The organism is Mastigocoleus sp. MO_188.B34, from assembly GCF_030065675.1.
In the GTDB taxonomy this organism is placed as follows: domain Bacteria; phylum Cyanobacteriota; class Cyanobacteriia; order Cyanobacteriales; family Nostocaceae; genus Mastigocoleus.
The window spans coordinates 25,082-32,905 of record NZ_JASJDK010000094.1; the positions used below are offsets into that span (position 1 = coordinate 25,082).

The 7,824-nt window shown below is 38.0% G+C and carries 4 protein-coding genes; 1 reads left to right on the forward strand and 3 read right to left on the reverse strand.

What is annotated here, in order from left to right:
- Positions 1 to 6: 6 nt before the first annotated feature.
- Positions 7 to 2,232, reverse strand: coding sequence for a serine/threonine-protein kinase (locus tag QNJ50_RS20035; RefSeq protein ID WP_300638518.1), 2,226 nt, complete (start codon positions 2,230 to 2,232; stop codon positions 7 to 9).
- Between the two features lie 276 nt (positions 2,233 to 2,508).
- The gene (locus tag QNJ50_RS20040; RefSeq protein ID WP_300638520.1) at positions 2,509 to 4,215 is read right to left on the reverse strand and encodes a serine/threonine-protein kinase; all 1,707 of its coding nucleotides are present in this window, start codon (positions 4,213 to 4,215) and stop codon (positions 2,509 to 2,511) included.
- A 313-nt stretch (positions 4,216 to 4,528) separates the two neighbouring features.
- Between QNJ50_RS20040 and QNJ50_RS20045 the strand changes: the two genes are divergently transcribed.
- Positions 4,529 to 6,049, forward strand: coding sequence for a phenylacetate--CoA ligase family protein (locus tag QNJ50_RS20045; RefSeq protein ID WP_300638522.1), 1,521 nt, complete (start codon positions 4,529 to 4,531; stop codon positions 6,047 to 6,049).
- A 648-nt stretch (positions 6,050 to 6,697) separates the two neighbouring features.
- On the opposite strand, the gene QNJ50_RS20050 is transcribed toward QNJ50_RS20045, so the two are convergent.
- Positions 6,698 to 7,450 (reverse strand): AraC family transcriptional regulator, encoded by a 753-nt coding sequence (locus QNJ50_RS20050; RefSeq protein WP_300638524.1) that lies wholly within the window; start codon positions 7,448 to 7,450, stop codon positions 6,698 to 6,700.
- Between the last annotated feature and the right edge of the window lie 374 nt (positions 7,451 to 7,824).

A 7,824-nucleotide genomic window follows, 5' to 3' on the forward strand; every position in this document is an offset into this window, starting at 1 on the left:
TAGATATTAAGGATTGGTAATTGGTAATTGGGGATCGGGGTTGACTGTTTTTGTTGGGGTTGGGGTGGGTGTTGGTGTTTCTGTTGGTGTTGGGTCTGGGGTTGGATCTGGGGTTGGATCTGGGGTTGGTGTTTCTGTTGGTGTTGGATCTGGGGTTGGTGTTTCTGTTGGAGTTGGGTCTGGAGTTGGTGTTTCCGTTGGAGTTGGGTCTGGAGTTGGTTCTGGAGGTGTTTCTACGTTCAAGCGGAGTTGATAGTTTTGGGATTCGGAGGATATGGAAGCAAGGACAAATTCGTAAAAACCGTTTTCTGGAAGTTTTAGTGATAAGTTACGTCGAGTAGAATCTTGTAGAAACTTAATTTTGCCAGAAGGGGAATAAACTGATAGCAAGATACGCGAACTCGCATCAAGCTTCAGATTCATTAATTGTTCTTTTCGCAAGTCAGCAATAAAAACCTTACCTTGTCCCGGTCTAAAATTACCACTTACAGTTTTACTTGTAGCATTAACATCAAAGGTAATTTTTTGATAAGCACTGCGAGCGAGGATTGCATTAAGTTTATCGGCAACAAATCCATGCCATACTTGCCCCATAGGAGTTTCTATAAAACTGTTTCCTTGTTGTTCAGGAAAATATTTAAATTTTTGAAAAAATGCTGCATCCCCTAGGTCGTATAAGGAACGACTACCAACATTAATATTATTAACCCTTACTTTCCAGCGATCGCGATCTGCTTTGCGATAAAAACCAAGTCTGCGCCGAGCATCGGAACTCAGTGTGGATAGTTTATCTAATAATTCACTGGCAATTTTATCTCTTTTTGTTCTGAGACTGGGGTCTTCTATGTTGTTGAGATTTTTCCCTTGGAAGTTAGGATTTTCACGTTTAAATTCTTGGTTAACAAGGGCTGTGAAGAAATTTGCATCAATTCCAAGTTGATTGCGACGTGTATTTAATTGTTCTTTTCTTTGTTCTTCCTCAGTTGGTGTGACAACATTATCACCGCCAGAAAAATTATTTGCAGCCCAAACACCTATACCCACCGCACCGATGATAACCATAAAAGGTATAATTTTTCCTAATATACCTAGTGATATTCCCTTGTTAGGATTTGATGGAGGTGGAGGAAAATTGGGAGGAGGAGAAGTTGAATTTGTTGGAGACGACTTCTTAACTGGAAAATTAACTGCAGGAGATACGGCTACTGTTGCTTCTGTGGGTGTTGTTTGCGGTGTAACGGTTGGTGGTTGAGTTGGATCGATACTTGATAAGTTTAAATTATTTAATGCTTGCAGTACTTCCGTAGCACTTTGGTAGCGTTGTGTCGGTGAAGCAAGGAGCATTCGATCTAAAATCTGTCCCAAAGCAGGACTTATAGTCACTTCTTGTCGCCATTGCCAGTTTAAAGTATATGTATCGATTAGCGATGTTGGCTGCTTACCTGTTAATAAAACAAGTGCTGTTGCAGCTAAAGCATATAGATCGCTGTGGGGTGCGACCAAACCAGTCTGCATTTGTTCTGGGGGAGCATATCCAGCTTTACCTAAAACAGTCGGTTGGGGTAAAGATACACCCACACCTGGTTGATAGTATTGGGATGCAACTTCCGCTGCAACTTGTTTTACCCCACCAAAGTCAATTAAGACTGGTAATTGGTCTCTTGAACGTAAAATTAGGTTATCTGGAGAAATATCGCGGTGGATAACACCTAGGGAATGAATATAATCTAATACTGGCAATATTTGTTGTAAAAGTTGAATTATTTCCGCTTCGGAAAAGCGTAACCCTTGCTCTAATTTTGTCTGTAATAAAGAATTATAAGTTTTTCCTTCTACGTAATCCTGAACTAAGAATAAATACTTTTTATTATGGTAATTAGTGCGTAAAAGTTCGCGAAAACGGGGAATTTGGGGATGTTCTAGCTTGTAGAGAACACTCGCTTCCCTTTGAAATAACTCTTCAGCTTTTTGCAAAACGTAGTCAGTTTGAATTTGGGGAGAAAATTCTTTGAGCACGCATGCTTCATTAAAGCGGTTGATATTCTCAGCTAAGTAAGTTTTACCAAAACCACCCTGACCCAATTGACGAATGATTAAATAGCGACCGTCTAAAGTTTGTCTCGGTTGGATACTTTGATTTACCGGTGTATTTGTCAATGCTTCGCCACATTGGAGACAAAAGTGGCTTCCAGAGGGATTTTCATGTCCTTTAGAGCAATATTTAGGGTTCATTTATAAGATACTAATTAATATTGTGTCATTTGTCATTTGTCATGTGCATTGTAAACACACACAACATCTAATGTAAGTTCCCAAGGTTCGGATTGCTTGTATACTTTTTAACTAGCTAGTATTGACAAGTGACTAATAATTTTAATTTATAGATTTTAAATATCTAAATTATTAGATTTTAGTTTCCAGGTTCTAGTTTCTAGATTTTAGTTTCTAGGTTCTAGTTTCTAGATTCTAGTTTCCAGGTTCTAGTTTCTAGATTTTAGTTTCCAGACTCTAATTTCCAGATTCTAGTTGACTAACTTTATCTGCAGCAATTGCGTACCAAATTTGACCAAATGTTTTTTGGTCGAGTCGTTCGCGCGATTGATTGGGAAATAAGCGATAAAACTTATTGTTAGTGTCCCGATCCAGTCTGTTAGTCGTATAGTTACCTAATCTACCTGTTTCAATTTGTCTCCTCCAATTTTCGTAATCTTTGCCACTATAGTTCCCTAGTTTACGACGGGTGGCGACACTCAAGTTAGCTTGTTCAAGTTTTTGTAACAACTCTTGGGCGCTCTCAAACCATTTTTCACGCAATTTAGCATCCTCTGCAGAAGAAGTTAAGCTGCGTCCTTCTGCTTCTGGGTTTTCTGTATAAAAAATCTGATTGACAGTTGCATAGAAAAAACCATCTGGAATTTCTAATTGTTCGCGACGACTGAGAACTCGATTAACTAGGGATGTATTTTGATTATTCGACCCCTCATCTGATGAATTCCCCGCACCTGGTAGTTTGGGTAACTCTAAACTTGGAAGTGAAATTGAAGGTAAAGAAATTGAAGTTACTGCATTAATTACCCCGTTAACTACAGCCCAAACACCAGCGAAAACCAAGAGAATGGCGGTAGTTGTAATTAAGCTAATAGCAAAAGGACGCAACCATATAGGTAAAGGTAAAGCGTGGACTACAGCTTGGGTTTTATTATTAAACTGAGTTGCAATTGCACTAACTTTTTTCCGGTGGGGAGCTGCAACCATTGTTCTAATCTTACTAATTTGAGGATTGGTAACTTTGGTGTTTGCAGCTACTTCTAAATCTTTCAGTACTTGCTCAGCTAATGGATAGCGATCGCTAGGTTTATAGGAAAGCATCTTTTTGAGGATGGATGCAAATTGGGGGCTAATTTTGATTTCTCCCCAACGCCAATTACCCTGATAACTGTCATACAACTTTTGTGGTTCTTTACCTGTTACCAAGACCAACGCTGTCACTGCTAAAGAATATAAGTCACTGGAAGGAAAAACTTTACCTTGACGTAACTGTTCTTCTGGTGCATAACCTTTCTTTCCCAAAATCGTGCGGTTAGCAGCTAATTGGGTAAACCAAAAACCTTTAGATGCAGGTAACTGCTTGACTGCACCAAAATCAATTAGTACCGGTAAATTATCGCTGCGTCGCAACATTAAGTTATCGGGAGAGATGTCACGGTGAATCACATCTTTAGCATGAATATAAGACAGAACGGGTAAAATATTTTTTAATAATTCAATAACTTCTGCTTCAGTAAATTTTTCTCCCTGTGCTTGCTTTTTAACTGATAGATCAAAGTAAGTATCACCATCTACATAGTCCTGAACCAGAAAGAAAAAATCTTTGGTTCCCAGCTTTGGTTGTAATGAAGAGTGAAAACCGGGGATTTGTGGATGTTTGAGTTGTCGGAGAACATCTGCTTCTCGATCAAATAGTTCTTTAGCTTTTTCTAATTCTTCTGCTTTTTCTACTTGGGGAGCAAATTCTTTAACCACACACTTTTGATGGGAATGTATTAAATCTTCAGCAAGGTAAGTACGTCCAAAACCACCTTGACCCAATTGTGAGATAATTCGGTAACGATTAACAAGAATTTCCCCTGAATTTAACGGTAAAGGTTCTCCGCACGTAGTGCAAAAGCGATGATTTTTCTGGTTCGGATGTTGTTTGCTGCAATATACGTGCATGGCGTTAAGGTATTAATGGTTTTTATTATTTGCTACACGAGCTAAAGCTATGATTACGTAATTTGGGAATGAGTAAGGAGTAAGGAGTAAGGAGTAAGGAGTAAGGAGTAAGGAGTAAGGAGTAAGGAGTAAGAAGTAAGGAGTAAGGAGTAAGAAGTAAGAAGTAAGAAGTAAGAAGTAAGGAGTAACTGGAACTGATAACTGTAGCCCGTAAGGGCGTGGCGTTAGCCATAAACTGGTAACTGTTAACTGATAACTGATAACTGTATATATAAATGGATAGTAATCGGAATTTATTACAGTCACAAGAGTTATGAGTTACGAAAACAAACAGCAGCGGGCTATTGGAGCATTGACCAATTTTTTACAATCTCCTTTAGAAAAATTGCTTGCAGGTTATTCCCAAAATAATACAAATAGGATAATTTTAGATTTATTTCATGATGTAGTTGCAAGTGTTCCTGCTTACAAAGAATTGTTAAGGGAACATGGAATCGATCCTGCAACGATCCAAGGTATTGAAGATTTTTACAACTTACCCCTACTGACAAAGGAAAATTATCTGCGTCGTTATCCTTTAGCTCAATTATGTCGCGGTGGAAAGTTAGAAAGCTGTGATATGATCGCGGTTTCTTCTGGTTCCACAGGACAACCAACTTTTTGGGGACGATTTTTTGCAGACGAATTAGAAATTGCTGTCCGGTTTGAGCAAATATTCCATGACAGTTTTTACGCAGATACTAAACGCACCTTAGCGGTTGTTTGCTTTGCTTTGGGTACTTGGGTCGGAGGTATGTATAGTGCTAGTTGTTGTCGCTATCTTGCGAGTAAGGGTTATCCAATTACTGTAATTACCCCTGGTAGCAACAAACAGGAAATTCTGCGGGTGGTAAAAGAACTCGCTCCACAGTTCGAACAGGTTGTGTTATTGGGATATCCACCATTTCTCAAAAATGTAATTGATACAGGTATTAGTGAGGGTATTAGCTGGCAACAATATCAAATAAAATTGGTAATGGCTGGGGAAGTATTTAGTGAAGAATGGCGAAGTTTAATTGGCGATCGCCTGGGTAATGATAACATCTGTTATGATAGTGCATCTCTTTACGGTACGGCTGATGCTGGTGTTTTGGGTAATGAAACTCCATTAAGTATTTGTATTCGCCGCTTTTTAGCTAATAATCCCGATGCAGCTAAGGCTTTATTTGGCGAATCTCGTTTACCGACTTTGGTACAGTACGATCCGAGAAGTCGCTTTTTTGAAGTTGAAGATAGAACCCTATTATTTTCTGGGGATAATGGAATTCCTTTGATTCGCTATAACATTTTGGATACTGGCGGCATAATTAGTTATGAAGAAATGTTGGAATTTTTAGCTCAATGGAATTTCGATCCCATTGCAGAGTTAAAAGATATTAGTAAAGACCCCGATGTAAGGGGAATTCGTCATTTACCTTTCGTCTATGTGTTTGGACGTTCCAATTTTACAGTTTCCTATTTTGGAGCTAATATCTACCCGGAAAATGTCACCGTTGGTTTGGAACAACCGGTAATTAGAGAATGGGTAACTGGTAAATTTGTCATGCAAGTACGAGAAGATGCAGATAAAAACCGGTTTTTATTTATTGCGGTAGAATTAGCTTCGGGTGTAGAAGCAAGTGAAGATAAGGAAACAACCATTGCATCTTCTATCTTGACCCAACTCAAACGCCTTAATAGTGAATTTGCAAACTATGTTCCTGTGGAATATCAAACACCGCAAATTACATTACTTCCTACGGGTGATCGGGATTACTTCCCTGTTGGGGTTAAGCATCGGTATACTAGAAAGTAAAATTCTGCTGCTTGATAGTTGATTCCAGATTTAGGGAGTAATTTGCAAACTACTTCCTAAAGGAACAAAAGAGGGATTATACCAATTTCCTAAATTCAAGCTACAGATAATGCATGAGGTGAAAATCATATCCTGTAATTAAATTTTGTAAGTGTAGCCTAACTAAATGAAATTGGTATTAGTAATGTAGCTAGATGCTCCCTTCAGCGATTTAAATATTTAGCCCCACTATGACACAGTGATATCATGTCCGCTTAATTACTTATGAAAAATATGTTTGTTTGTAGTATAGCACTACGAAGTTACGTTAGGACATGTATTAACCCTAAAAGCCATACGTATTAGGCTTTTTACTTTTTACTTTTTACTTTTTACTTTTTACTTGCGCGTAGCGCTATAGCGCTTTAGCACCATAGTAAAGATATTGGCGCTCAAGCGCTACTACGAACCTTATCGTAAGTGTTTTACCGGACATGATATAAAACAGTAAAGGAAGAATTTTTATTGAAAAATATACAGATAACAACTTTACACCAAAAGCCGCAATAAGCCGGAGTTACGAACAATTCTACGCAAATCGAGCCGATACATAAATCATAATAGGTTATGAGTGATCGCATTTCAGTTTGTTGGACAACTCCATTTAAGTCATCTGCTTTTTCGATAAGCTCTTGGTGTAATACCTACATTTTTATGAAAAACTTTGGCAAAATGACTTTGGTTAGAAAAGCCACATTCAGCAGCAACTTCAATTACGGATAACTTATCTTGTCTAAGTAATTGTTTAGCTTTTTCTATTCGTTGTTTGATGACATATTGATGGGGTGTAATACCCATTGATTGCTTAAATAATTTTAAAAAATAGTATTTACTCATATCCACCATTGTAGCAAGTCCACTAAGTCTTATTTCTCGATCCATGTGTGAGTTAATATAATCAAGCACTTGTCTTAATTTGTACTTGGACAACCCATTCTCATATTCCCGCAGCGATCGCTCGAAGGTAGAATAGTTTTTTATCAGATGAATTGAAAGGGATGTAGTCAGAGAATTAACATACAGTTGATTTGCTTGCTGTTGTAATTTCAACTCAGACTTCAGCGCCATTGCAATACCATTAATTAAAGGGTCAGGCTTAATAAAATGAGGAATGAGTTCGAGGCGATCGCAGTTTATAGTCTCATAAGCAACGTTAGCAAGTTGAAAAGGTTGTAGTAACAGCGTCATATAATCATAGTCTCGCTCTGCAATACATTTGCACTTGTTGGTTACATTGGCTGGAATCACCCCAATGTCTCCATCTATAACTTGAAAAACTCGCCGTTTTGTATCTATAGTACGGTCAATCATCAAATCTGATGTATTTTTACCAACTAAAATCATATGTTGTTGATAAGACACTTCTGATAATTCATAAGCAGGTTGTCGGTGACATTGAACTTGAATACCATCCCATCCTAAGGGCGACTAGTAAGCCAAGGTAGTCGTGGGAAAACCCTTAATAAAGATTCCTCTTCTGTCATATCAAGAGACTTCTGTCGCCTTTTTAACACTGTGGTCGTTTTCCCCTAATCCTGCTCTTACTGCAAATATCTTACAACTTCTAAATTCTTACAATTTATAAATATCAATTAGATTGATCAATACCTTCGCCAATTTACGAGGGTGAGTTGATGTGTAAACTCCCATTTCTCCGATGCTTGGCAAAAACAATAAGTCCTAAAAATTCCTTCACAGTTTTACGCAAAGCTATTTTTAACGTGTTGCTTACAGCA

What these genes read in the sequence shown, in the direction of transcription:
- QNJ50_RS20035 (WP_300638518.1), bottom strand. Translation starts at nt 2,232, where the DNA reads ATGAACCCTAAATATTGCTCTAAAGGACATGAAAATCCCTCTGGAAGC.
- QNJ50_RS20040 (WP_300638520.1), bottom strand. Translation starts at nt 4,215, where the DNA reads ATGCACGTATATTGCAGCAAACAACATCCGAACCAGAAAAATCATCGC.
- QNJ50_RS20045 (WP_300638522.1), top strand. Translation starts at nt 4,529, where the DNA reads ATGAGTTACGAAAACAAACAGCAGCGGGCTATTGGAGCATTGACCAAT.